The 24,577-nt window shown below is 71.7% G+C and carries 24 protein-coding genes and 2 tRNA genes; 17 read left to right on the top strand and 9 right to left on the bottom strand.

What is annotated here, in order from left to right; genetic code table 11:
* Positions 1-384: 384 nt before the first annotated feature.
* The 10 genes from dnaN to JWP64_RS27425 all read left to right on the top strand — a co-directional run bounded on the left by dnaN (position 385) and on the right by JWP64_RS27425 (position 10,961).
* Positions 385-1,530: a DNA polymerase III subunit beta gene (dnaN, locus tag JWP64_RS27470; RefSeq protein ID WP_297502841.1), complete on the top strand. Its 1,146-nt coding sequence runs from the start codon at positions 385-387 to the stop codon at positions 1,528-1,530.
* A 79-nt stretch (positions 1,531-1,609) separates the two neighbouring features.
* On the top strand, positions 1,610-2,584 hold the full coding sequence (gene gnd / locus JWP64_RS27465; RefSeq protein WP_297502907.1) for a phosphogluconate dehydrogenase (NAD(+)-dependent, decarboxylating): 975 nt from the start codon (positions 1,610-1,612) through the stop codon (positions 2,582-2,584).
* Positions 2,585-2,595: 11 nt separating this feature from the next.
* On the top strand, positions 2,596-3,747 hold the full coding sequence (gene recF, locus JWP64_RS27460; RefSeq protein WP_297502840.1) for a DNA replication/repair protein RecF: 1,152 nt from the start codon (positions 2,596-2,598) through the stop codon (positions 3,745-3,747).
* Between the two features lie 150 nt (positions 3,748-3,897).
* The gene (locus JWP64_RS27455; protein WP_297502839.1) at positions 3,898-4,461 is read left to right on the top strand and encodes a DciA family protein; all 564 of its coding nucleotides are present in this window, start codon (positions 3,898-3,900) and stop codon (positions 4,459-4,461) included.
* A 404-nt stretch (positions 4,462-4,865) separates the two neighbouring features.
* Positions 4,866-6,845, top strand: coding sequence for a DNA topoisomerase (ATP-hydrolyzing) subunit B (gene gyrB / locus JWP64_RS27450; RefSeq protein WP_297502838.1), 1,980 nt, complete (start codon positions 4,866-4,868; stop codon positions 6,843-6,845).
* A gap of 54 nt (positions 6,846-6,899) precedes the next feature.
* Complete coding sequence (gene gyrA / locus JWP64_RS27445; protein WP_297502837.1) at positions 6,900-9,416, top strand: DNA gyrase subunit A; 2,517 nt, start codon at positions 6,900-6,902, stop codon at positions 9,414-9,416.
* A gap of 460 nt (positions 9,417-9,876) precedes the next feature.
* Complete coding sequence (locus tag JWP64_RS27440; RefSeq protein ID WP_297502906.1) at positions 9,877-10,542, top strand: DUF3566 domain-containing protein; 666 nt, start codon at positions 9,877-9,879, stop codon at positions 10,540-10,542.
* An 84-nt stretch (positions 10,543-10,626) separates the two neighbouring features.
* Positions 10,627-10,700: transfer RNA gene (locus JWP64_RS27435), tRNA-Ile, on the top strand.
* A gap of 35 nt (positions 10,701-10,735) precedes the next feature.
* Positions 10,736-10,846, top strand: coding sequence for a DLW-39 family protein (locus JWP64_RS27430; protein ID WP_297502836.1), 111 nt, complete (start codon positions 10,736-10,738; stop codon positions 10,844-10,846).
* Between the two features lie 39 nt (positions 10,847-10,885).
* Positions 10,886-10,961 (top strand) — tRNA-Ala (locus JWP64_RS27425).
* Positions 10,962-11,124: 163 nt separating this feature from the next.
* Here the strand turns inward: JWP64_RS27425 and JWP64_RS27420 are convergent.
* Positions 11,125-11,439: a type II toxin-antitoxin system Phd/YefM family antitoxin gene (locus JWP64_RS27420; protein WP_297502905.1), complete on the bottom strand. Its 315-nt coding sequence runs from the start codon at positions 11,437-11,439 to the stop codon at positions 11,125-11,127.
* Between the two features lie 50 nt (positions 11,440-11,489).
* Here JWP64_RS27420 and JWP64_RS27415 point away from each other — a divergent pair, with 50 nt between their 5' ends.
* On the top strand, positions 11,490-11,732 hold the full coding sequence (locus JWP64_RS27415) for a DUF1905 domain-containing protein (protein ID WP_297502904.1): 243 nt from the start codon (positions 11,490-11,492) through the stop codon (positions 11,730-11,732).
* A 16-nt stretch (positions 11,733-11,748) separates the two neighbouring features.
* Here the strand turns inward: JWP64_RS27415 and JWP64_RS27410 are convergent, their stop codons facing one another.
* A complete protein-coding gene (locus JWP64_RS27410; protein WP_297502835.1) occupies positions 11,749-12,330 on the bottom strand; it encodes a DinB family protein in 582 nt (193 codons plus the stop codon).
* A gap of 147 nt (positions 12,331-12,477) precedes the next feature.
* Positions 12,478-13,377 carry a pyridoxamine 5'-phosphate oxidase family protein gene (locus tag JWP64_RS27405; RefSeq protein ID WP_297502834.1) on the bottom strand — a complete coding sequence of 300 codons (900 nt, stop codon included), beginning with the start codon at positions 13,375-13,377 and terminating at the stop codon, positions 12,478-12,480.
* 340 nt (positions 13,378-13,717) lie between these two features.
* Between JWP64_RS27405 and JWP64_RS27400 the strand changes: the two genes are divergently transcribed.
* From JWP64_RS27400 to JWP64_RS27390, 3 genes are all read left to right on the top strand, one after another.
* Positions 13,718-14,218, top strand: coding sequence for a MarR family transcriptional regulator (locus tag JWP64_RS27400; RefSeq protein WP_297502833.1), 501 nt, complete (start codon positions 13,718-13,720; stop codon positions 14,216-14,218).
* Between the two features lie 131 nt (positions 14,219-14,349).
* Entirely contained in the window at positions 14,350-15,006 is a 657-nt protein-coding gene (locus JWP64_RS27395; protein WP_297502903.1) for a metal-dependent transcriptional regulator, read from the top strand.
* The gene (locus JWP64_RS27390) at positions 15,003-16,265 is read left to right on the top strand and encodes an Nramp family divalent metal transporter (RefSeq protein ID WP_297502832.1); all 1,263 of its coding nucleotides are present in this window, start codon (positions 15,003-15,005) and stop codon (positions 16,263-16,265) included. Before JWP64_RS27395 ends, JWP64_RS27390 begins: the two co-directional genes overlap by 4 nt.
* Positions 16,266-16,500: 235 nt before the next feature.
* On the opposite strand, the gene JWP64_RS27385 is transcribed toward JWP64_RS27390, so the two are convergent.
* Complete coding sequence (locus JWP64_RS27385) at positions 16,501-17,217, bottom strand: hypothetical protein (RefSeq protein ID WP_297502831.1); 717 nt, start codon at positions 17,215-17,217, stop codon at positions 16,501-16,503.
* 255 nt (positions 17,218-17,472) lie between these two features.
* Between JWP64_RS27385 and JWP64_RS27380 the strand changes: the two genes are divergently transcribed.
* Positions 17,473-18,567 (top strand): prolyl oligopeptidase family serine peptidase, encoded by a 1,095-nt coding sequence (locus tag JWP64_RS27380; protein ID WP_297502830.1) that lies wholly within the window; start codon positions 17,473-17,475, stop codon positions 18,565-18,567.
* Here JWP64_RS27380 and JWP64_RS27375 read toward each other — a convergent pair.
* A complete protein-coding gene (locus JWP64_RS27375; protein WP_297502829.1) occupies positions 18,564-19,022 on the bottom strand; it encodes a hypothetical protein in 459 nt (152 codons plus the stop codon). The two genes, JWP64_RS27380 and JWP64_RS27375, sit on opposite strands and share 4 nt — an antisense overlap.
* A gap of 46 nt (positions 19,023-19,068) precedes the next feature.
* On the opposite strand from JWP64_RS27375, the gene JWP64_RS27370 reads away from it, so the two are divergent.
* Together JWP64_RS27370 and JWP64_RS27365 are read left to right on the top strand one after the other, a co-directional pair.
* On the top strand, positions 19,069-19,608 hold the full coding sequence (locus tag JWP64_RS27370) for a peptidylprolyl isomerase (RefSeq protein WP_297502828.1): 540 nt from the start codon (positions 19,069-19,071) through the stop codon (positions 19,606-19,608).
* 27 nt (positions 19,609-19,635) lie between these two features.
* On the top strand, positions 19,636-20,502 hold the full coding sequence (locus JWP64_RS27365; RefSeq protein WP_297502827.1) for a rhomboid family intramembrane serine protease: 867 nt from the start codon (positions 19,636-19,638) through the stop codon (positions 20,500-20,502).
* 274 nt (positions 20,503-20,776) lie between these two features.
* On the opposite strand, the gene JWP64_RS27360 is transcribed toward JWP64_RS27365, so the two are convergent.
* From JWP64_RS27360 to pknB, 4 genes are all read right to left on the bottom strand, one after another.
* Entirely contained in the window at positions 20,777-21,211 is a 435-nt protein-coding gene (locus JWP64_RS27360) for a PH domain-containing protein (protein WP_297502826.1), read from the bottom strand.
* A gap of 88 nt (positions 21,212-21,299) precedes the next feature.
* The gene (gene crgA / locus JWP64_RS27355; protein ID WP_297502825.1) at positions 21,300-21,557 is read right to left on the bottom strand and encodes a cell division protein CrgA; all 258 of its coding nucleotides are present in this window, start codon (positions 21,555-21,557) and stop codon (positions 21,300-21,302) included.
* Between the two features lie 184 nt (positions 21,558-21,741).
* The gene (locus tag JWP64_RS27350; protein WP_297502823.1) at positions 21,742-22,380 is read right to left on the bottom strand and encodes an aminodeoxychorismate/anthranilate synthase component II; all 639 of its coding nucleotides are present in this window, start codon (positions 22,378-22,380) and stop codon (positions 21,742-21,744) included.
* Between the two features lie 9 nt (positions 22,381-22,389).
* A complete protein-coding gene (gene pknB / locus JWP64_RS27345) occupies positions 22,390-24,363 on the bottom strand; it encodes a Stk1 family PASTA domain-containing Ser/Thr kinase (RefSeq protein WP_297502821.1) in 1,974 nt (657 codons plus the stop codon).
* Positions 24,364-24,577: the final 214 nt, after the last annotated feature.

Raw genomic sequence — 24,577 nt, 5'->3', positions numbered from 1 at the left:
AGTCCCCGGGTTCCGTCCCCACGACGCCGCGCCGTGCGACCTGCGGCGATGGGCTCCATCCACACTGTCCACAGGTGTTATTACTGCTTCTGGAGTTCTCTCTTGGAGAGATCTAAAGAGAAATAGCGCGGTGGACGGAGCCCCGAACGTGTCCCCGGCCGCGCCTCACCCGGTCGCTTCCGCTCGGCCGACGGCCGACGTGACACCCGGGCTCGGAAGGCTCTACGGTGGGCCGACCGACCTCGAACCGCTCCGGGCCAATCGCCCCGGTCCACGGCGACGGTCGATGCACGTTCAGTCGAGTTCCGTGTCCGTCCTGGCGTCCGACGAGGGTCCGACGCCTTCGGTCCCACTCAGCACCATCGGTGAAAGGTCCATCCCGCCATGAAGTTCCGGGTCGAACGCGACGTCCTGGCCGATGCGGCAGCGTGGGTCGCCCGCAGCCTGCCTGCGCGGCCCCCGGTCCCGGTCCTGGGCGGCGTCCTCATCGAGGGCAGCACCGGCGAGGGCGGCGACAAGCTGACCGTCTCCGGCTTCGACTACGAGACCTCGGCCCGCGTCGAACTCGACGCGACGATCGGCGATCCGGGCAAGGTGCTCGTCTCCGGGCGGCTGCTGGCGGACATCACGCGGGCCCTGCCGTCGAAGCCGGTGGACATGGTCGTCGACGGCTCGCGCGCCACGATCAACTGCGGGAACAGCCGGTTCTCCCTGCCGATCATGCCGGTCGAGGACTACCCGCAGCTGCCGTCGATGCCCCAGCGCGCGGGCAAGATCGACGCGAACCAGCTCGCCGGGGCCGTCGCGCAGGTCGCGGTGGCGGCCGGCCGGGACGACACGCTGCCGATGCTCACCGGCGTCCGGGTCGAGATCGAGGGCGGGCGGCTCACGCTCGCCGCGACGGACCGGTTCCGGCTCGCCGTCCGCGAGCTGAACTGGCAGCCCGAGGACGAGTCGATCTCGACCGCGGTGCTGATCCCCGCCAAGACCCTGGCCGAGGTCGCGAAGACGCTCGCCGGTTCCGGCACGGTCGAGATCGCGCTGTCCGCGGGCGACGGGATGCTGGGCATGACCGGGGGCGGCCGCCGGTCCACGACCCGCCTGCTCGACGCCGAGTTCCCCCGGTTCCGCCAGCTCATCCCCACCGAGCACACCACCTCCGCCGAGCTCGAGGTGGCCGCGCTCGTCGAGGCGATCAAGCGCGTGTCGCTCGTGGCGGACCGGGTCGCCCAGATCCGGATGGAGTTCGGCGAGGAGGGGCTCCGGCTCGCCGCCGGCGGGGACGACGTCGGCAGCGCGGAGGAGGAGCTCCCCTGCATGCTCGACGGGAACCCGCTCACCATCGCGTTCAACCCGGGCTACCTGCTGGACTCTCTCGGCGCCCTGCACACGGCCCGGGCCCAGCTCACCTTCACCACGCCGAACCGGCCCGCGCTGGTGCGCCCGGTCGTCCCGCCGCCGGCCGAGGGGGAGCCCGCCCCGGACCCCGGCTACCTGCACCTGCTGATGCCCGTCCGACTGCCCGGCTGACGCACCGGCCTGCCATCGGGGGAACGGGCCGACCGGGCGAGCCCGCCGGTCCGCCCTGGTGCACGATGGTCGGCACCAGATCCATCCCGGCGGAGGAGCAGCGGACGTGCAACTCGGACTGATCGGCCTCGGCCGCATGGGCGGCAACATGCGGGACCGCATTCGTGCGGCGGGCCACGAGGTCGTCGGCTACGACCCCCGGCCCGAGGTGACGGACGTCGGCTCGCTGGAGGACCTCGCGGCGGCGCTCGAGTCCCCCCGGGTCGTCTGGGTGATGGTCCCGTCCGGGGACGCCACCCGCAGCACCGTGCAGAAGCTGAGCGAGGTCCTCTCGCCCGGTGACCTGGTGATCGACGGCGGCAACTCCCGCTACACCGACGACGCCCCGAACGCCGAGCTGCTCGCCGCCAAGGGGATCGGCTACCTGGACTGCGGCGTCTCCGGCGGCATCTGGGGCAAGGACAACGGCTACGGGCTGATGGCCGGCGGGTCCGACGAGCACATCGCGCTCGCCATGCCGATCTTCGACGCGCTGCGGCCCGAGGGTCCGCGCGAGGAGGGCTTCGCGCACGCGGGCCCGGTCGGCGCGGGCCACTTCTCGAAGATGGTCCACAACGGCATCGAGTACGGCCTGATGCAGGCCTACGCCGAGGGCTTCGAGCTGATGGAGGCCGCGGCGCTGGTCACGAACGTGCCCGCGGTGATCCAGGCGTGGTCGCGCGGCACGGTCGTCCGCTCCTGGCTGCTGGACCTGCTGGTCAACGCGCTCAAGGACGACGCACACCTGGAGGAGCTCGAGGGCTACGTCGACGACTCCGGCGAGGGCCGGTGGACGATCGAGGAGGCCATCACCCACGCCGTCCCGCTGCCCGTGATCTCGGCGGCGCTGTTCGCGCGGTTCGCCTCGCGGCAGGACGAGTCGCCGGCGATGAAGGCCGTCGCGGCCCTGCGGAACCAGTTCGGCGGGCACGCGGTGAAGAAGAGCGTCGGACCGTCCGGCGGGCCGGGTGACACCGCGGGTCCGAGCTCGGGCACCGGCTCGACCCAGGGTTAGGCCAGGGCCTGGTGCACCTGCGGAGACTGGCCGTCGAGGACTTCCGCTCCTGGGAACGCGCCGAGCTCGAGCTCCGGCCCGGGGTCAGCGTTCTGGTCGGGCCGAACGGCGTCGGCAAGACCAACCTGGTCGAGGCGGTCGGGTACCTGTCGACCCTCGGGTCGCACCGGGTCTCGAACGACGCGCCGCTGGTCCGCCGCGGTGCGGAGCACGCGATCGTCCGCGGGCAGGTCGTGCACCTCGGCCGGCAGCTGGACGTCGAGCTGCAGATCACGCCGGGCCGGCAGAACAAGGCGCGGGTCAACCGCGCGCCGGTCCCGCGGCCCCGCGAGGTCCTCGGGATCCTGCGCAGCGTGCTGTTCGCGCCGGAGGACCTCGCGCTGGTCCGCGGGGACCCGGGGGAGCGGCGGCGCTTCCTCGACGAGCTGCTCGTCGCCCGGTACCCGCGCTACGCGGGCGTGCGCTCGGACTACGACAAGGTGCTGCGTCAGCGATCGGCGTTGCTGAAGACCGCGAAGAACGCCAGATACAACGGGGGCGGCGGGGATCTCTCGACCCTCGACGTCTGGGACGGGCACCTCGCGAAGACCGGCGCGGCCCTGCTCGCCGGCCGGCTCCAGCTCGTCGACGGCATCGCGCCGCACGCCGAGAAGGCGTTCGCGGAGGTCGCACCGTCCTCCGATCCGATCGGGCTGGTCTACCGGTGCTCCGTCCCGGGGGAGCTCCCGCCGACCCCGGTGGAGCTCGAGGCCCTGCTCCTGGAGGAGATGGCGCGGGTCCGCAGGCAGGAGATCGAACGCGGGGTCTGCCTCGTCGGACCGCACCGCGACGATCTCGAACTCCGGCTCGGCCAGGGGCCGGCGAAGGGGTACGCGAGCCACGGGGAGTCCTGGGCGCTGGCCCTCGCGCTCCGGCTCGCGTCCTACCGGCTGCTCCGCGCGGACGACGTCGAACCCGTCCTGATCCTGGACGACGTGTTCGCCGAGCTGGACGCGGCACGGCGGCGCGCGTTGGCCACGGTCGCCGCAGAGGCGGAACAGGTCATCGTGACGGCGGCCGTCGCGGAGGACGTCCCGACCGAATTGGACGGGACGCGGTTCGCGGTGGGCGGCGGTGCCGTGCAGCGTGTGGAGACAGGTGGATCGGAGACGAACCCCTCCTGACGAGGGAGGGGACTTCAGGCGCTGAGAGACCGATTTGGGGCCTCTCCTGGGGACAAGGCTGTGGATACTGTGGATAACTACCACTCTTCTGGTGATGACAGTCACTCGGAACCGCCGAGCGACGCCGATCGACCGTCGACCTCACCTGGCATGCACAGTCCTGTCCACACCCCTGGGGACGAGGGTTCCGGCACCGCTCGTCGCGGCTCGGATCTTGCGCGCGACGCCCTCCGGGCGGCCCGCGAGGCGTCGGCCAAGCAGCGCGAGGAACGCAACGCCGAACGCCGCGGGACGCAGGTGCGCGGATCCCGTCGCACCGGCCGCCGCCGTCGCTGGTCCGGTCCGGGCCCGGACGACCGGGACCCGCAGCCGTTCGGCCGCCTCGTCTCCCGGGTGTCCATGGACCGCGGCTGGTCGTCCCGGCTGACCGACGCGACCGTGCTGAGCCGCTGGCCCGAGCTCGTCGGCCCGGACATCGCGGACCACTGCACGCCGATCTCCCTGCGGGACGGCGAGCTGACCCTGCAGGCGGAGTCGACGGCCTGGGCGACGCAGGTGCGCACGCTGCAGCGCCAGCTTCTCGGCCGGCTCGCCGCGGCGGTGGGCAGAGACGTCGTGCGGCGGATCCGGGTGGTCGGCCCGAGCGGCCCGAGCTGGCGGCACGGCCCGCGCTCCGTCCGGGGTGGCCGCGGCCCGCGCGACACCTACGGCTGAGCCCCGTCGAGCGGGGTGGGAAGGCCCCCCTCGCGCCAGGGCTCCGGTGCGTGAACGGCCTGCCCGACACCCGCGCGGACCGGCTTGCGCGCCGCAGGGCCGAAATGAGGGCGACATGACGCCGCGACTGCAGTTCGGGAGCCCCGTATCCGCGGTCGCGACCCGTCCTCGTCCACGAACGGGCGCCTGTGACGATTCTGGCCGTGTCCTAGCCGCACTCCTGTCGGACCGGACCAGTAGAATGAGGGGAGTGTTCCGCGCGGCTCCCCTCATCGGTGCTCGCAGGCGACGCCCGTCGGCGTCCCGCGGCAAATGACGGAAGGGCCGCTCGGTCGTTGAGCAGGTGTGCCCGCGCGTCCGGCGCGGGGCGGCACCGGTTCTCGTGGCGAGGAGACCAACAGCCCGTGGCGGAGAAGAAGAGCGGCTACAGCGCGTCGTCGATCACCGTGCTCGAAGGCCTGGAGGCGGTGCGCAAGCGCCCCGGCATGTACATCGGGTCCACCGGTGAACGCGGGCTGCACCACCTCATCTGGGAGGTCGTGGACAACGCGGTCGACGAGGCGATGGCCGGCTACGCGACGCGGGTGGAGGTCACCCTGACCGCCGACGGCGGCGTCCGCGTGGTCGACGACGGCCGCGGCATCCCGGTGGACATGCACCCGGTCGAGAAGAAGCCGGCCGTCGAGGTCGTGCTCACCGTCCTGCACGCGGGCGGCAAGTTCGACGGCAAGTCCTATGCGGTCTCCGGTGGCCTGCACGGTGTCGGCGTCTCCGTCGTGAACGCGCTGTCCAGCGCGCTCGACGTCGAGATCCATGTCAGCGGGAACGTCTGGCGGCAGCACTACAACCACTCGGTGCCCGAGAAGCTGCGCAAGGGCGAGGAGACGAAGAAGACCGGCACGTCCCTCACGTTCTGGCCGGACGCGGAGATCTTCGAGACCACGACGTTCAGCATCGAGACGATCCAGCGCCGGCTGCAGGAGATGGCCTTCCTCAACAAGGGCCTCACGATCGTCCTGCGGGACGAGCGCAACGGCGACACCTCCGACGCGGAGGAGCCGGACGCCGAGGGCTACGTCGCGAAGGTCAAGGAGCACGTCTTCCACTACCCGGGCGGGCTGGAGGACTTCGTCGCCTTCATCAACCGGTCCAAGGAAGCCATCCACAAGAAGGTCATCGGCTTCACCGGAGAGGGCGCCGGCCACCAGGTCGAGGTCGCGATGCAGTGGAACTCGGGCTACTCCGAGTCCGTCTACACGTTCGCGAACACGATCAACACGCACGAGGGCGGCACCCACGAGGAGGGTTTCCGCTCCGCGCTCACCAGCACGGTGAACCGCTACGCGCGGGACAAGAAGCTGCTCAAGGAGAAGGACCCGGCGCTCTCCGGGGACGACATCCGCGAGGGCCTCGCCGCGATCGTCAGCGTGAAGGTCGCCGAGCCGCAGTTCGAGGGTCAGACCAAGACCAAGCTCGGCAACACCGAGGTGAAGTCGTTCGTCCAGCGCGTCAGCAACGAGTGGCTGGCGGACTGGTTGGAGCGCAACCCGGCCGAGGCCAAGGTCATCCTGAACAAGGCGGTGTCCTCGGCGCAGGCCCGGATGGCGGCGCGCAAGGCCCGCGAGCTCGTCCGGCGCAAGAGCGCCGGCGACATCGGCGGCCTTCCCGGCAAGCTGGCGGACTGCCGTTCGACGGACCCGATCAAGTCCGAGGTCTACATCGTGGAGGGCGACTCCGCGGGCGGCTCGGCCAAGTCCGGCCGGGACTCGATGTTCCAGGCGATCCTGCCGATCCGCGGCAAGATCATCAACGTCGAGAAGGCCCGGATCGACCGCGTCCTCAAGAATACCGAGGTCCAGGCGATCATCACCGCGCTCGGCACCGGCATCCACGACGAGTTCGACATCAGCAAGCTGCGCTATCACAAGATCGTGCTGATGGCGGACGCCGACGTCGACGGCCAGCACATCCGCACGCTGCTGCTGACGCTGCTGTTCCGCTTCATGCGTCCGCTGGTCGAGGCCGGCCACGTCTTCCTGGCGCAGCCGCCGCTCTACAAGATCAAGTGGGGTGGCCGCGGCGCGGAGCCCGAGTTCGCCTACTCGGACCGCGAGCGGGACGGGCTGATCGAGGCCGGTCGCGCCGCGGGCAAGAAGCTGCCCAAGGAAGAGGGCGTGCAGCGCTACAAGGGTCTCGGCGAGATGAACGCCAAGGAGCTGTGGGAGACCACGATGGACCCGGCACACCGGGTGCTCCTGCGCGTCACCCTGGACGACGCCGCGACCGCGGACGAGCTGTTCTCCGTGCTGATGGGCGAGGACGTCGAGTCCCGCCGTTCGTTCATCACCCGCAACGCCAAGGACGTGCGCTTCCTCGACGTCTAGTCACACGAGTGTTCTAGACGGACGTACGGATCGCACGAGCAGAAGAAGGACCACGTGACGGACACCCTGGACCCCACACTCCCGCCGCCGCCCCCGGGCGGCGGGGACCGGATCGAGCCGGTCGACATCCAGCAGGAGATGCAGCGCTCCTACATCGACTACGCGATGAGCGTCATCGTCGGCCGGGCGCTGCCGCTGGTCGAGGACGGGCTCAAGCCGGTGCACCGGCGCGTCCTGTACTCGATGGGGGAGAACGGGTTCCGGCCCGACCGCTCCTACGTCAAGTGCGCCCGTGTCGTCGGCGAGGTGATGGGTAACTACCACCCCCACGGCGACAGCTCGATCTACGACGCGCTCGTCCGGCTCGCGCAGCCGTGGTCGATGCGCTACCCGCTGATCGACGGGCAGGGCAACTTCGGCAGCCGAGGCAACGACCCCGCGGCCGCCATGCGGTACACGGAGTGCCGCCTCACCCCGCTCGCGATGGCGATGCTGCAGGACATCGAGGAAGACACCGTCGACTTCCTCGACAACTACGACGGCAAGACGCAGGAGCCGGTCGTCCTGCCGTCCCGCGTGCCGAACCTGCTGATCAACGGCAGCTCCGGCATCGCGGTCGGCATGGCCACGAACATCCCGCCGCACAACCTCCGTGAGGTCGGCGAGGGTGTCGTCTGGGCGCTGGACAACTACGAGGCCTCCGACGAGGAGCTCCTCGAGGCGCTGATGGCCCGGATCAAGGGACCGGACTTCCCGACCGCCGGCCTGATCGTCGGCCGCGACGGCATCGAGTCCGCCTACCGCACGGGGCGCGGCTCGGTGCGGATGCGCGCCGTCGTCGAGGTGGAGGAGGACGGCAAGGGGCGCACCATCCTCGTCGTCACCGAGCTGCCGTACCAGGTCAACCCGGACAACCTCGTCGAGTCGGTCGCCGGGATGGTCCGGGACGGCAGGCTCGCCGGGATCTCCGAGATCAACGACGAGTCGTCGGACCGCATCGGCATGCGGATCGTGTTCACGCTCAAGCGGGACGCGGTCGCGAAGGTCGTGCTGAACAACCTCTACAAGCACAGCCAGCTGCAGTACAGCTTCGGCGTCAACATGCTGGCGATCGTCGACGGCGTGCCCCGCACGCTGCGGCTGGACCAGGTCGTCCGGAACTACATCCGGCACCAGATCGAGGTCATCGTCCGGCGGACGCGCTACCGGCTGCGCAAGGCCGAGGAGCGCGCCCACATCCTGCGTGGCCTGGTCAAGGCTCTCGACGCGCTGGACGAGGTCATCGCGCTGATCCGGGCGTCGCAGACCGTCGACGTCGCGCGCCAGGGCCTGATCAGCCTGCTCGAGGTCGACGAGATCCAGGCCCAGGCGATCCTGGACATGCAGCTGCGTCGGCTGGCCGCCCTGGAGCGGCAGAAGATCGTCGACGAGCTGGCCGAGATCGAGATCGAGATCGCGGACTACGAGGACATCCTCGCCCGCCCCGAGCGGCAGCGGCAGATCGTCCGGGACGAGCTGCAGGAGATCGTCGACAAGCACGGCGACGAGCGGCGCAGCCGGCTCGTCCCGGACGACGGCGACGTCACCAACGAGGACCTCATCGCGGTCGAGGACGTGGTCGTCACGATCACGCAGACCGGCTACGCGAAGCGCACCAAGACGGACCTCTACCGGGCGCAGAAGCGCGGCGGCAAGGGCGTGCAGGGCGCCACGCTGAAGCAGGACGACATCGTCGCCCACTTCTTCGTGTGCTCCACCCACGACTGGATGCTGTTCTTCACCAACAAGGGCCGGGTCTACCGGCTCAAGGCCTACGAGCTGCCCGAGGCCAACCGGAACGCGCGCGGCCAGCACGTCGCGAACCTGCTCGCGTTCCAGCCGGACGAGCACATCGCCCAGGTCATGCAGATCAAGGACTACCAGGCGTCCCCCTATCTCGTCCTGGCGACGAGAAACGGTCTGGTCAAGAAGTCCAAGCTGGAGGACTTCGACTCCAACCGCTCCGGCGGCCTGATCGGCATCAACCTCCGGGACTCCGACGAGCTGGTCGGCGCGGTGCTCTGCTCCGCCGAGGACGACCTCCTGCTCGTCTCCGCCGAGGGTCAGTCCATCCGCTTCACCGCCAGCGACGAGGTGCTGCGCCCCATGGGGCGCGCCACGTCCGGCGTGCTGGGGATGCGCTTCAACTCCGGGGACCGGCTGCTGTCCATCGCGGTCGTCCAGCCGGACAGGTTCGTGCTGGTCGCCACGGCCGGCGGGTACGCGAAGCGCACGCCGATCGAGGACTACCCGGTGCAGGGCCGCGGCGGCAAGGGAGTGTTGACCCTCCAGTACGACCGCCGGCGTGGCACGCTGGTCGGGGCGCTCATCGTCGGGATCGACGACGAGCTGTACGCGATCACCTCGACCGGTGGCGTCATCCGGACCTCGGCCCGTGAGGTGCGCAAGGCCGGTCGGCAGACCAAGGGAGTGCGCCTGATGAACCTCGGCGAGAGCGCCACCCTACTGGCGGTGGCACGCAATGCCGAGGACGATGCGGACGACCCCGAGGTGACCGGGACGTCGAGCTGATCGCCGCCGGCGAACAGACCGTGACCGTGCCGTGCGCCCAGCCGACGACCGAGGAGATCCCCACCTCGTGAGCGAGAACGAGAAGACCCCGCCGACGCCGTCGGGCGACGGGACCGAGCCCGGCCGCAACGTCGCGACGGACTCACAGACCTTCCCCGGAGGGGCGGTGGGTCGTGTGTCGCCGTCCGGGCAGGCCGGGTCCGACGACGCGCCGACCCCCGCCGGCGGGACGCCTGTGGCGCACGGCACACCGGCCCCGGCCGCGGGTGTCCCGGTGGCGAACGGCGGGTCCGGCAACGGCTCGCCGGCGGGTCGGGTGTCCGGTGGGACGGCTGCTCCGCCGCCGTCCGCCGGCTCGTCCGGTCCACAGTCGCCGTCGCCGGCCAGGCGGAGCACAGGGCGCCCGGAGGCCGGTGCGGTGCCGGAGACGTCGTCCCAGGCGGTCCCCGCGTCCGGTGAGCTGCCGACGCAACGTCCGGCCGAGCAGGGGGCGGTTCCGGACACCGGCCCCTCCTCGGACGGCTCGCCGCCCCCGTGGCGTCGCGTGCCGGAGGACGAGTCCCCCACCCGGCAGGCGCGCCCGGTCCCGGCCCCGCCGGCCCCGACGGTGGCGGACGGCCTGCTGAGCGAGGCCCCGACCGCCTACCTCGACCGCAATGCGGCCGGTATGCCGCCGGCAGCGCCTGCCGCGCCGCTCCTCGGCGGTCAGGGTCAGCCCGAGGGCACCGACGGACGTCCCGAGGCGCCGGCCGTCCGCAGCCGGGCCCCCCGCCAGGCGTTGCTGCAGGTCAAACGGTTCGACCCGTGGTCGGTGCTGAAGCTGGCCCTCGTGCTGGCCGTCGTGCTGTTCTTCATCTGGCTCGTGGCGGTCGGCGTGCTATACGGCGTGCTCGACGGCATCGGCGTCTGGGACCGGCTCAACGGCACCTACGCGGACCTCGTGTCCGGCGAGACCCGGACGGGTAGCGCGCTCATCAGCGCGGGCCGGGTGTTCGGTCTCGCGGCCGTCGTCGGGGCGATCAACAGCCTGCTGTTCGCCGTCGCGATGACGGTGGGCGCGTTCGTCTACAACGTCTCCGCGGACCTGGTCGGTGGGGTCGAGGTCACGCTCTCCGAGCGGGACTGACCAGCGGTTTCGGGTTCTGCACCGCCGCGGGGGAGGGGGTGCAGAACCCACTGGAGGGCTCCTGTAGAGTTCTCCATGCCGCAGGGGCCTATAGCTCAGTTGGTTAGAGCGCGTCGCTGATAACGACGAGGTCGCTGGTTCAAATCCAGCTAGGCCCACTCCCATCGGCACCCGTCATCGAAGGTGGAGGACGATGAAGAAGATCCTCGCTCTCCTCGCCGCAGCCGGAGCCGCGTTCCTGGTCCTCACCAAGCTTCGCTCGAAGCCGGACGAGGACCTGTGGCACGAGGCCACCACGCGCTGACCGCCGCTCCCGCGGAGCACGGGGTACCGTGACCTGCACGGGGACGTAGCTCAATTGGCAGAGCACTGCCTTTGCAAGGCAGGGGTTAGGGGTTCGATTCCCCTCGTCTCCACCACAGCCCGTCGACTCGGACGGCCGCGATCGGCACCGAGGTGCGGATGTCTGAGTAGCCGTAGTGGTGGCGACAGGCTGCGACTCGATCTCGTCGTCGACGATCTCGTAGACGAGTCGGTGCTCGTCGGTGATGGGCTTGGACCAGTAGCCACGGAAGCTGTGCTTCAGGGGCTGAAGTTTCCCGATGTCTGGTCCTGGGGTGCCACCAGAGATGGTCGGCCCAGGCGTCCTCGTCCCAGACGGGCTTCGCTCGTCGGCAGGGTCGAGAAGGTCACGGGGGTGCCCGTGCCGCTCTCGAGGCGATCGATCGACGCCAGCAGCCGACGAGCGTTCTCGGGGTCACGGAGCAGGTAGGCGGCTTCCTCCAGGGACTCGTAGTCGTCGAGCGCGACGATGACGACCGCCGGCCGTCGTGTCGAGAACCGCGGGCCCGTCTCGACGTCCCGGGTGAACCAGCCCCGACGAGAGGCCAGAACCATGAGCCCCAAGGCCCGGCCGCCAGCTCCTCGGCCACACCTTCACCGCCGCCCTGCAGAAGAGCCCCGCCCAGGGCGGCTGGACCTACGCCGTGATGCCGCGCTCGGCCGAGTTCTTCGGCGCCCACGGCCTGGTCAAGGTGGCCGGGACCGTCGACGGGGTCCCCTTCACCAGCGCGTTCATGGCGATCGGCGACGGGACGCACAAGCTCCCGATGAAGGCCGTGATCCGTCGCGCCCTGGGCAAGCAGGCCGGGGACACGGTCACGGTCCGGCTGACCGAGCGCCTGTCCTGACCGGCGCGGTGCGGGGCTACGCCCCCCGCGCCACGCGCTCCAGCCGGTCGCGGTAGTCCTCCCACCAGTCCAGATCGACCGGCGCCATGTTGCCGTTTCCGTTCCGCAGCCCCACCGCCCCGTCGACGAGCTCCCGCACGATGTCCGCGTGCCCGGCGTGCCGCTGGGTCTCCGCGATCAGGTGGATCAGGACCAGATGCAGGGTCACCTCGCTGCGGTCGGCGGGCCAGTGCGGCACGTGGCCGACGGAGTCCAGCGCCAGCGCGTCGATCGTCGCGTCGGAGTGCGCCCAGGCGCGGTGATAGAGACCGAGGATCTGCTCGCGGGACTCCTCGGCCTTGGCCCACATGTCGGCGTTGGGCTCGGCGTCGTCGGCGAACCAGGGCAGGGGCTCGTCGGACGGCCGGTCGAACGTGGCGCCGAAGTACCCGAACTCGACGCTCGCCACGTGCTTGACCAGCCCCAGCAGGTTGGTGCCGGTCGGGGTCAGAGGCCGGCGGAGGTCGTACTCCGAGAGGCCGTCGAGCTTCCACACGAGCGCCTCCCGCGCGGCCTGCAGGTACCGCTTCAGGTCAGCCTTCGGGTCCGATCCGCTCATGCGGAGCAGCCTGTCACGCCGCGGCGGCCTGATCATCTTCGCGCTGGCTGCTCCAGCGCTCGCCGGGCGGCCACGCGGCCCCGCCCCGCCGCCGGCACTCGGCCTCGTTGCTCTGCCGCGGCGTCACGCGCCACCGACGATCCGCCATCAGGTCAGCGGTGGGTTGCGCCCGTAACGGGCGACGTCGCCGGCCTGCAGCGCCACCGATCCGGACACGACGCGGTCCGGTGTGAACCGGACGCGACGGCCGGTGCCGCCGTCGTCGCCCGGCGCACCCGACGCGGTCCACTCGACGGTCGCGGCGCCGGACAGGTGCAGCGTCGCTCCGGTGCCGAAGTCGACGACCAACAGTGCGGCGGTGTCGTCGGAGGCGAGGTTGCCGAGGCTGTTGAACATGTTGTTGCCGGGATAGTCCGGCCACCACAACGCGCCGCCGTCGACGACGCGGAGGAAACCGGGGGTGCCGCCGCGATGTGAGGCGTCGGCGCCGCGGGCCGGGTGGACGGTGCCGAGGAAGAAGGTGTCCGCGGCCTCGATCAGCGCGATGTCGGCCGGGTCGAGTGCCGACGACCGGCGGACGGTGCGCGGCCCCTCCCGCGCGGTGCGCTCGAGCCGCCGTTGCTGGATGTACTTCGGGCAGTTGCCGTACGCCTGCTCGACGGCGATCGTCAGCCCGTCGTCGCCCGCGCCGGTCAGCGTGCCGTTGACCCGGACGCGGCGGCGTCTCGCGAACTCGATCGCCAGCAGGCCGACGCGCTGGCCGCCCGGGAGCGCGTGCAACGGATCCCCCTCGGCAGGGGAGGCGTGGACGTGCAGCCGGGAGCCGTGGGCGTTCAGGAACCCGGGCGCGGCGACGAGGGGGGAGATCCAGAGGCGGCCGTCCGCGTCGCGGGCGGTGAGCACGGCGACGTCGCGCTCGGCGAGAAAATCACTGATCCCTCCGTCGAGATCGGGGTCGTCCAGCATTCCGGCGAGCCGCGACGCCTCGCCCGCGACCCCGGCGCGCCGCTGGACCGCGAGCTCGCCCTCGTGGAAGCCGCTGGTCATCGGGACCGTCCTCAGCTCGTCCGGTGTAGCGCACCAGTGTGGCCCGGGGGCGCCGAGCGCTCAGCCGAAGGTCGCGTGAGGGTCCAGCCGGGACAGGAGGGCACGGAGGCGCGCAGGTCCCCGTTCTGGAGCGCGGCGGTGAGCAGCTCGGTCTGGGTGACGATCTCGGTGCAGTGGCGGTCGTGGTCCATGGCGGCCCTTCCTCGTGACCCGGCGTCGGTCGGCGCCGGCGCGGGAGGGTCGGAGCCGGGACACCGTTCACGACATCGCGCCGTCGGCGCAACCGAGATCTCTTCTTGTTGTCGTGACGACGCTGATGTCGCCGTGACAACATCAGAGGGTGACGACCCCCGAGCCCGGCCCGCTGTCGTCGGCCGGGTTCTGGCTGCACCACGCCGCCCTGGCGTGGCGGGCCGACCTCGCCGCGCGCCTGCAGCCCCTCGGCCTGACGCCCACCCAGTTCCTCCACCTGGCCTCGGTGGCCTGGCTCGAGGACCTGCACGGGCCGCCGATCCAGCAGGAGGTGGCCGAGCAGGCCGGCGCGGACCGGATGATGACGTCCAAGGTCGTCCGGACCCTCGCCGCACGCGGGCTGGTCAGCCGCAGCCCCACGGAGGTCGACGGCCGGGCGGTCCGGATCGCGCTGACCCGAGCGGGCCGGGAGGTGGTCGACAGCGCGACGGCGATCGCGCGGGAGGTCGACGCCCGGTACTTCGGCGACGAGCCCGGGCCCCTCGGTGACCAGCTACGCGAGCTCGCGGAGCACCGCGGTCTCCGAGACCTGCCGAGAACGTTCTCGTCACTCGTGAAACAAGCCTCGGAGCAGCCTCGACACAGATAAATGTCACATCGACGAAAAGAGGGTCTGGATCGGTCAGGACGGCGAACGGCCTGATGCGCCACTCGTCTCAATCTGAGAAGACGCATCGACCGGATGAATTAGACGTGCCTAACATCCGGCTCGTGGGAACCATGACGCCCGCCGTCGAGGACTACCTGAAGACCATCTTCCTGCTGAGTACCCGCGGGGAGGCGGTCACCACCAGCGCGTTGGCGCGCGAGCTGCACGTGTCCTCCCCGTCCGTCTCGGCGATGATGAAGAGGCTGAGCGACGGCCGGCTCGTCGAGCGCGAGACGGGCGTGCACCTCACCGCACAGGGGGAGCGGGAGGCGCTGCGCGTCGTCCGCCGGCACCGGCTGCTGGAGACCTTTCTCGCCCGCGTGCTGGGCATGCCGTGGGACGAGGTGCACGTCGAGGCCGAGCTGCTGGAGCACGCGCTGAGCGAGCGGCTCGAGGCCCGCATCGACGCCGCGCTCGGCCATCCCACCCGCGATCCGCACGGGGATCCCATCCCGCCCGCGGCCGGCGCCCACGACGAGAGCTGGGGCCGCTCGCTCGCGGGCACGCCCGCCGGGAGCCGCTTCCGGGTCGAGCGCGTCTCGGACCGTGACAGCGACGCGCTGCGCTACCTCGGGGAGAAGGGCGTCCGCCCGGGCGTCGTCCTGGAGGTCGGTGAGCAGGAGCCCTACGGCGGCTCCTGCCGGGTGCTGCTCGGCGGCGAGCCGCTCGCGCTCGGTCAGGTCCTGACCCATCTGGTGTTCGGCACGGTCGTCGAGGGGGATGCATGAGCGCGGTGAGATCCGAGCGATCGACGGCGGTGGCCGACGTCCGGGCGCGGGGGCGGCGCGGCAGCCTGACATTGATCGGCCCGGCGTTCGTCGCCGCCATCGCCTACGTGGATCCCGGCAACTTCGCCACGAACTTCTCCGCCGGCTCGAACTTCGGCTACCTGCTGCTGTGGGTGATCGTCGGCGCGAACCTGCTCGCGATGCTCATCCAGGGGCTGTCCGCGAAGCTCGGCATCGCCACCGGCCGCAACCTCGCCGAGATGTGCCGCGAGGAGTACCCGAAGCCGGTGAGCCGGGGGATGTGGGTGCAGGCGGAGATCGTCGCCGCCGCCACCGACCTCGCCGAGGTCATCGGCGGCGCGGTCGCGCTGCACCTGCTGTTCGGGCTGCCGCTGTTCGTCGGTGGCGTGATCACCGGCGTCGTCGCGTTCGCGCTGCTCGGGCTGCACCAGCGCGGGCAGCGGCCGTTCGAGCTGGCGATCGCAGGCCTGTTCGCGGTGATCCTGCTCGGATTCCTGGTCACGACGCTCCGCATCCCGTGGGAGCCGGACGAGCTCGCCGCCGGCCTCGTGCCGATGTTCGACGGCCCGGAGAGCCTGATGCTGGCCACCGGCATCCTCGGCGCCACGGTCATGCCGCACGTCATCTACCTGCACTCGGCGCTCACCCAGGACCGCAACCCCGCGACCACGCTCAACGAGCGTCGGTTCCTGCTCCGCCACCAGCGCATCGACGTCACCCTCGGCATGGGCCTCGCGGGGCTGGTCAACATGGCGATGCTGGTGATCGCCGCGGCGCTGTTCCACGGATCGGCCGTACCGGAGGACACCGGCAGCCTGGAGGGCGTGCACGCCGCGCTCGGCCGGGTGCTGGACCACCCCGCGGCGATGGCCTTCGCCCTCGCCCTGCTGGCGTCCGGTTTCGCGTCCGCCGGGGTCGGGACGTTCGCGGGCCAGGTGGTCATGCAGGGGTTTATCCGGCGGCGGATCCCGCTGCTCCTGCGCCGGCTGATCACGCTGGCGCCGGCGCTCGTCGTGCTGGGCCTCGGCATCGACCCCACGAAGGCGCTGGTGTTCTCCCAGGTGATCCTGTCCTTCGGCATCCCGTTCGCGTTGATCCCGCTGGTGCTGCTCACCCGTCGCCGCGACGTGATGGGGGAGCTGGTGAACCGGCGGATCACGACGGTGGCGGCGTCGGTCGCGGCCACGGCGATCGTCGGGCTCAACGGCGTGCTGCTCTGGCAGACGTTCGTCGGTTGAGCGGGTGGCACCCGGTCGCCCCGGACCCTGCGGACACACGAAGGACGCGGCACGCGGGACGACCGGTGGGCCGCCCGACGTGCCGCGTCGATGCCAAGTGCAGGAGCCGCCGGATCGGTGTCGACGACCGTGCGCTCGGGGTCAGCGCGCCCTGCAGGAACCGGTCCACACCGTCGTGACCGGTCCTGAGGGGATTCGCGAAGGTGAGATCTGGGGAGCGGACCTCACCGGTGGATCAGAGGGCGGCGAGACCGGCGATCTGCGAGGCGAGGCTCGCGGCGTCCGGAGCCGCGACCGCGTCCGAGGCGCCGACCTTGTAGTCGTTGCCGTCGAAGTCCTGGTCCTGCGTCGACGGCAGGGTCGGCAGCGCCGGGGCACCCAGCTCGGGGAGCGCGGGGGCACCCAGCTCCGGCGCGCCGAGTGCGGGCGCCGGGAGCTCGGGCAGGGCCGGCGCCGGGAGCTCCGGCCCGGCCAGCGGGATGCTGCCCGCCGGGGTGGCCAGCTCGCCGGCCACCTGCGGGGCACCCGGGAGCTCGGACAGCGACGGGGCCGCGGGCAGGGACGGGGCCGCGGGCAGCGCGTCCAGGCCGGGGAACGCAGGGGCGGCCGGGAGCTCGGGGGCACCCGGAGCCTCGGGAAGGCCCGCGGTCCGCATCGAGGCCGGCACCGCGGTGTCGCCCTCGGGGGCGGTCTGCGTGCTCACGGTCGGCATCTCGAAGTTGAAGAGGCCCGGCAGGGCCATCGAGTCGGGCGAGGGGAGCTCGGGCGCGGAGAGCTCCGGAGCTGCGAGGTCCGGGGCTGCCAGCTCCGGCGCCGCGGGGAGCTCCGGAGCCGCGGGCAGCTCCGGCAGCGACGGCGCGGCGAGGGCCTGGCCCGCGAAGCCGACGCCGATGGCGGCGACTCCCGCAATGGTGGCCGACGTACGCAGCGTGCGCCTGGCGAGACTGCTCATCTCTGGTGGATCCTTCCGATCGGGGGTCTCGGAAAACGATGGTGCTTCGGGCGGCCCAACGAACGTTGGGGGTTCGAGATGTGGAATATCGCGCTCTGGAGGCGACCTTCACCTGTTCGAGTGACAATCTTCCGGCAACCTCCGGCGTCGCCACCCGTACGGTGGACGCGCTTCAGCGTGAGGTCATCGACGCTCTGCCATCACCGTGAAGGGAAGTGAAGGATCATCACCGGCTCGGCGCGCCTGTCGCGGATCATGGTCGGGCTGGGCATCGGGGCCGGTGCGGGCCTGGGCCTGGGTTTCGGCATCGGGACCCACTACGCGACGGTCCTGTTGGACACCCGCCGCTCCGTGCTCTACCCGGAGCGGGTGCTGGGTGCGGACGAGGGCACGGTGACCCTCGCCCGGAGCAGGCTCGTCCTGCAGCCCGGGGTCTGGGGCCTGCGTTGGTCGGAGGGCCTGGCGGTGCTCGGGCCGGTGCTGCGCGACGACAAGCGGGGGGTGGTCCGTCGGCTCCTGTCCGGGCCGGTTCCGCCGGCCGGGCCGGCGGTCGTCGACGCCGGGCCCTACGACCCCGATCCCGGCGCCCATGGCCTGACGTTCGACGAGGTCATGATCGACACCCCGCTCGGCCCCGCGCCGGCCTGGGAGGTCCCCGCGGCGGGGACGACCTGGGCGATCGCGATCCACGGACGTGGCGGCACCCGGCGCGAGGCGCTGCGGATCCTCCCTGCGCTGCATGCGCTCGGGTTGCCGCAGCTGGTGGTCAGCTACCGCAACGACCCGGAGGCCCCGCCGAGCCCGGACGGCTTCTTCCACCTCGGGGACACCGAGTGGGAGGACCTGGAGGCGGCCGTCCGGTACGCGACCTCCCGCGGGGCGCGGCGGATCGTGCTCGTCGGCTGGTCCATGGGCGCGGCCATCTGCGGGGCGTTCCTGGACCGCTCCGCCGAGGCGCACCTCGTCGAGGCGATGGTGTGGGACGCGCCGCTGGTGGACTGGCGGGCCTGCCTGCGCCTGCAGGCGGCGAACCGGCTCGTCCCACCCGCGCTGGTGCCCCTGGCGACCGCGACCGCGACGCGGCGGATCGGCATCGACTTCGACCGCTTCGACCTGCGGCGGACCCCGCCGAAGCACCGGCCGCCGACCTTCATCGTGCACAGCGGTCCGGACACGGCCGTCCCGGCGAGCTCCAGTCGGGCCCTGGCGGCGGCGGGACGCGCGCTCGGCTGGCCGATCCGCTACCTCGAGGTGCCGGATGTCGAGCACACGGCGGCGTGGAACGCGGATCCGGAACGCTACGAGCAGGCCGTGACCGCGTTCCTTCGCGACGCCGGGGCGGTGGCCTAGCGGTTGCCGCGGGCGGAGACGGCGTCCGCTCCCGGGGCGACGACGTCCGTGGGCGGGATCGTCGACGGCGGCTCGGCGACGTCGTTCACCGAAACCTCCTGCGGGCCGCGCGACAGCACCACGTACACGATCCCGGCGAGCACCGCGGCGACGAGGCCACCCGCGGCCATCCAGCGCCACCACGCGACCGGCATGGGCTCGGGGTCGATGCGGCGGGCCAGGTCCTTGCGGACGGCCGTGACGGCGTGGTCCAGAAGGGTGCCGGACTCGTCCAGCAGGCCCTTGGCCTTGTCCGCGGTCCTCTCGGCCAACACGGGGACGTCCTTCTCGATCCGCTCGGCGACCTCGCGCGCGATCTCCTCGGCGGCGCCGCCGAGGGTTGAGAGAGCCTCTCCGGCCTGCTCGCGGGCACGCCCCAGGGCCTCGTGCGTGGTCGTGCCGATGCTCCTGCTCATGACCGGACCTCTTCCCGCGTGGGCGTGGACCGCCGCTCCTGGCACGATGGTAACCGTGACTGACCCAGGCAACTCGAACCAGACCGCGACGCTGCGGACGTCCGAGGGCGACATCCGGATCACGCTGTTCCCGGACCACGCCCCCAAGACCGTGGCGAACTTCGCCGACCTCGCGACCGGTAAGAAGGACTACTCGCAGCCCAATGCGAGCGGCGGGGACAGCGGCCCCTTCTACGACGGCTCGATCTTCCACCGCGTCATCAGCGGGTTCATGCTGCAGGGCGGTGACCCCACGGGCACCGGCCGCGGCGGACCCGGCTACCAGTTCGCGGACGAGTTCCACCCGGAGCTCAAGTTCGACCGCCCGTACCTGCTGGCCATGGCCAACGCGGGCCCGGGCACGAACGGCTCGCAGTTCTTCATCACGGTCGGCCCGACGCCGCACCTGAACCGCAAGCACACGATCTTCGGTGAGGTCGCGGACGCGGACTCCCGTGCCGTCGTCGACGCCATCGCGAACATCCCGACCGACCGGACCGACCGGCCGCTCACCGACGTGGTCATCCAGCACGTCGAGATCTCCTGACGGAACCCCCGTGAGGAGAGGGGCTTCGTGACCCACCCTGCCGGACCCCTTCCGCCGGACGCACCGGCTGTCTGCGCCCGGCACCCCGACCGGCCCACGGGGCTGAGCTGCGCGCGCTGCGGCCGGCCCGCCTGTACGGACTGCCTGCGCGAGGCGTCCGTCGGGTACCAGTGCGTGGACTGCGTCGCCGAGGGCAACCGCTCGGTCCGGCAGGGGGGTGCCCGGCGAGGGGTGACCCTGGCCGGCGCGCAGCAGCGCTCGCGGGCGCGGCCGATCGTGACGCCGGTGCTGGTCGCCCTGAACGTCCTGGTCTTCGCGTGGACGGTCGTGCAGTCCGGCAGCCTCGGCGGCAACTACGCGTCGGCGCTGTTCCAGGACTGGGTCCTGCAGTCCGACGACATCGCCGCCGGTGACTGGTGGCGGCTCGTCACCGCCGGGTTCCTGCACTACGGCCCGCTGCACCTGGTGTTCAACATGCTGGCGCTGTGGGTCATCGGCCGGGACGTGGAGACCGTCCTGGGCCGGACGCGGTTCCTGGCCGTCTACCTGGTCTCGTTGCTCGGCGGCTCGGCCGCGGTGATGCTCTTCTCACCGAACGCGGCGGTCGCCGGCGCGTCCGGGGCGGTGTTCGGGCTGATGGGCGGCCTGGCCGTGGTGCTGCGCCGGATGCGGGTACCGCCGAGCCAGGCCTTCGGGCTGATCGCGGTGAACATCGTGATCAGCGTCGTGCTCCCGGGGATCTCGCTCGCCGGGCACCTCGGCGGGCTGGTGGTCGGCGCGGCCGCGACGGCGGCGCTCGTCTATGCGCCCGCCCGGAACCGGAACCTCGTGCAGGCCGGGGCGATCGCCGGCCTCGCCGTGGTGGCGTTGCTCGCGATCACGCTGTCGCTGTAGTCCCTCGCACGCGGAGGGCCGCCGGGAACGTCCCGGCGGCCCTCTTTCCGTCTCCTAATCCGGCTTGCTGCAGCCGCAACCGGTGGAGCAGCCGTCCGTGCCGCGCATCGGCGTCCTGTTCACGCGAGAACCTCCTTCGTCGACGACCGGGCCTCACCAGCGTAGGAACCCGGTGCCGCCGGGCACGAGGCTCCGAGCGGGGGGTCTCGCGGCACCCGCGGTGATGCCGGGCCCGGCCGTCCGGGTGGTCCGCCGCCACGTCCGGGCGGATGCCCTAGACCGGGCGGCGTGCGGCGAGTAGGCCCGCGACGTCCTCGGGCTCCGCGTTGAGGTCCAGCCGCCCGAAGACCATCAGCCGTTCGGCACCGGCGGCGTCCCGGACGTCCAGCTCCAGCATCGAGGTCTCGCGTCCCAGCCGCCGGATACGGACCACGCGCACTCCCTGGACCCGGCTCCACGGGAACGGTCGCGCGCCGAGCAGCCCCCGCACCGTGACGCCGGCGGCGTCCGCGGCGAGGCGCGGCCGGGCGACCGTGCCGAACAGCGAGGCCAGCAGCAGCCCGACGGCGGCGACCCCGGCGATCAGGCGGCCCGCCGGGTCCGCGCCGGAGGCGAAGAGCAGCCCGCACCACAGGATGGCGCCCGCCGTGAGCAGCCAGCCGACGGCGACGAGGCCGGCGGCCGGGCTCCACCGCGTCCGATCACTCATCGGCAGGGATCACCCAGGGTAGCTGTAAGGGTTGTCCACAGGGCTTGTCCACAGTGGGGATGGTCTCACATTCGTGTGTTTCGGCTGTTCAGCGCCATCTCATGGTCATCAGGAGACCGATCACGATGAGTGCGAAGCCGATGAGGAAGTTCCACGAGCCGAGCGCGGTCATGAAGCCGATGCTGCTGCCGGCGATGTAGTTGACCACCAGCCACGCGAAGCCGACGAGCATCAGGCCGAGCATCACGGCGATGTACACGGGATGGGTGGGTCCGGCGACCTTCACGGGCGACCGGCCGGTCGGCGGCGTGTAGGCGGCCTTCTTGCGGACCTTGGACTTCGGCATCGGAGAACCTCGTCTGACGTGCGGTGCAGGGTCGACCCGCGGCGGTCGGTGTGCTCGCCGACCACGGTAGCGTGCCGGGCCGCCGGAGGTCTGCTCACGGCCTGCAACCCCGACGCGCCCGATCCGGGGCGACGCCCGCGGTCGATCCCGCGCGTCGAGCCGGAGATCGCGCGGGGGTGAGGCCCTAGTGCAGGCCGGCCGTGAGCGCCGCGACCTCGGCGCCGAGGTCCTCGACCAGCGGCTCCGAGACGACGTGCCCGGCCGTCGCGAGCCAGTTCGCCAGCATCCGGTGCCCGCCCTGGGTGAGGACGGACTCGGGATGGAACTGCACACCCTCGATCGGCAGGTCCCGGTGCCGCACGGCCATGATCAGGCCGGACTCCGTGGAGCCGGTGACCTCGAGCTCCGCCGGCAGCGTGTCCGGGCGGATCGACAGCGAGTGGTACCGCGTGGCGACGAACGGGTCCGGCAGGCCGCGCAGCACGCCGACGCCCGGGTGGTGCACCAGCGACGTCTTGCCGTGCAGCAGCTCCGGTGCCCGCTCGACGACGCCGCCCCAGGCGACGCCGATGGCCTGGTGGCCGAGGCAGACCCCGAGCAGCGGGAGGTTCCGCTCGGCCGAGGCCCGGATGACGTCGATGCTGGAGCCGGCGGCCTCGGGGGTGCCGGGGCCGGGGCTGACCAGGACGGCGCCGACCTCGTCCAGCTCGTCGAGGTCCACGTCGTCGTTGCGCCGGACCACGGTCTCGACGCCGAGCTGGGCGAGGTACTGGACGAGGTTGTAGACGAAGCTGTCGTAGTTGTCGACGACGAGGACGCGCATGGGTTCAGCCTAGTTCCCGAACAGGCCGTCGCCGCCGCCGTTGTCGCCGCCGCCCCCGTTGCCCGACTGCCCGATCGTCAGGGTGATCTGGGTGTTGTCCGGGTCGATGGCGGTGCCGGCGGGGACGGACTGGGCGAGGACGCGGTTGTTCTGCGAGGAGTCCGAGACCTGCTGGCCCTGCGCCTGCACGTTCTTGTTGATGCCGGCAGCGCTGAGGGTCCTCGCCGCGTCGTTGACGGTCTGGCCCACCACGTTGGGCATCTCGACCCGGTTGCCCTTCGAGACCTGCAGCGTGATGGTGCTGCCCTTCTGCACCCGGGAGCCGGCCTGCGGGTTCGTGCCCACGACCGAGCCCTCCTCGCCCGCGCCGTCGACCTGGGTGCTCTGGGTCTGGAAGCCCGCGTTGGTGAGCGTCTGCTTGGCCTGGTCCTCCGTCTGTCCGCTGACGTCCGGGACCGCGACGGTGGTCTGCTCCTTGCCGAGGACGACCGCGACGGCGCTGCCACCGGGGGCGTCCACACCCGCGGCCGGGTTCGAGGAGAGGATCTTCCCGACCTTGCTCTCGTCCGCCGTCTCCTGCTCCGTCTGGTTTCCCAGCGTCAGCCCGCGCGCCTCGAGCAGCGTCTGTGCCTCGGCGGGACTCTTGCCGTCCAGCGCAGGCACGGTGGCCTGCGCCGGGCCGGTGCCGACGAAGATGGTGACGGTGCTGCGCTCCGCGACCTGCACGTTCGACGCCGGGTCCGTGCGCGTGACCTTGCCGTTCAGTTCGACCGTCGACGGCTCCTGCTTGAGGTTCACGAGCAGGCCGGCGGTGGAGATCTGGGCGCGCGCGGCGTCCGGGAGCGCGCCGACGACGTTCGGCACGGCGATCTGGGTGGGCGTCGAGGGGCTGCCGAAGACCTCGAACGCGACGAACGCGAGGAGGGCCAGCACCGCCGCGACCGCGATACCGACACCGATCTTGCGGCCGGTGTGCTTGCTCTCCGGCTCGTCCTGCCAGGGCTGCACCTCGCCGGGCGACACGGTGTGGCGGCCACCGCCACCACCCCCGGCCGCCGCGATCCGCCGGGTGGCGCCGCCGTTCGTGTCCGCGTTGAGGAACGTGGTGCGCTCCTCCTCGGTCATCACCATCGGTGCGAGCGGCTGCTGGCCGTTGCGCACCCGGATCAGGTCCGCACGCATCTCCGCGGCCGACTGGTACCGGTTGGCCGGGTTCTTGCTCAGTGCCTTGAGCACCACGGCGTCCAGCGACGGCGGAACCTGCGGGTTGACCTCCGACGGGCGTCGCGGGTCCTCCCGGACGTGCTGGTAGGCGACCGCGACCGGGGTGTCCCCGGTGAAGGGCGGCTCGCCCGTCAGCAGTTCGAAGACCACGCAGCCGGCGGCGTAGACATCCGACCGGGCGTCGACCGCCTCGCCGCGCGCCTGCTCGGGGGAGAGGTACTGCGCGGTGCCGATGACGGCCGCGGTCTGCGTGACGTTCTGGCCCTCGCCGAGCGCGCGGGCGATGCCGAAGTCCATCACCTTCACCGCGCCGGTGCGGGTGATCATGATGTTCGCCGGCTTCACGTCACGGTGGATGATGCTGTGCTTGTGGCTGAAGTCCAGCGCCGCGCACACGTCCGCCATGACCTCGATGACCCGCTGCTGCGGGATCGGGCCGGAGGTCTTCACGACCTCGCGCAGCGTCTGCCCGTCGACGTACTCCATGACGATGTAGGGGAGCGGGCCGAACTCGCTCTGCACCTCGCCGGTGTCGTACACCGCGACGATCGCCGGGTGGTTCAGCGCCGCCGCGTTCTGCGCCTCGCGTCGGAACCGGATCTGGAACTGCGGGTCCCGCGCGAGGTCCGCGCGCAGCACCTTGACGGCGACGTCGCGGCTCAGCCGCGTGTCCATGCCGCGGTGGACCTCGGACATGCCGCCGTAACCGAGCGTCTCGCCCAGTTCGTAGCGTTCGGACAGCAGTCGGGGGGTCGTCATCGGTGCCGATTCCTGTGCGCTCGGGAGGTTCGGTTCATCATGCCGGGTGGCACGACGGGGTGGTGCTCGGCTCGCATGGCCGACCATCGGTCTGCGCCGGGTCGCCCGCTGTGCGGGCTCACCGGGCCTCCCCCGGATCGATCGCCGCGACGAACCGTCGTGCGGGAGGGTCGGCCACCGCCGAACCGGCGAGGACGGCCACCCGGCTCGAGAC

Origin of the sequence: Pseudonocardia sp., assembly GCF_025465255.1 — a bacterium.
In the GTDB taxonomy this organism is placed as follows: Bacteria; Actinomycetota; Actinomycetes; order Mycobacteriales; family Pseudonocardiaceae; genus Pseudonocardia.
The sequence above is the reverse complement of the archived record's forward strand: the minus strand, read 5'-3'. Positions and strand labels throughout refer to the sequence as shown.